This is a genomic window from Falsiroseomonas sp. HC035, assembly GCF_050563525.1.
Lineage (GTDB): Bacteria > Pseudomonadota > Alphaproteobacteria > Acetobacterales > Acetobacteraceae > Falsiroseomonas.
The window spans coordinates 1-271 of the sequence record NZ_JBNXUN010000091.1 but is presented as its reverse complement, the minus strand read 5'-3'; the positions used below and the strand labels follow the sequence as shown (position 1 = coordinate 271).

Here is a 271-nt window from a genome sequence, read left to right as displayed (position 1 = left end):
GTGTCCACCAAGACCCACATCCTGACCAGGGACTGTCGCGAATTTCGTGTGTTGCCGGTCATGATGGGAAGAAAGGGACCCCTTCATGGCCAAGCGGAAAGCACCACAGATACCGGACGAGATGCTGGACCAGCTGCTGTCCGGCTCGGACGCCAGCACCGCCTTTGATCAGGGCGGCCTGCTGGACCAGCTGAAGAAGGCTTTGGCGGAGCGGGCGCTGAACGCCGAGATGGACCATCACCTGGCGGGCGAGGGCGGGGCCGGGAACAGC

1 pseudogene is annotated in these 271 nt (G+C 63.8%); it reads left to right on the top strand.

The features are described from left to right. Positions 1-85: 85 nt before the first annotated feature. Positions 86-271: pseudogene (locus ACLF3G_RS29595) on the top strand (IS256 family transposase); the annotation flags it as partial.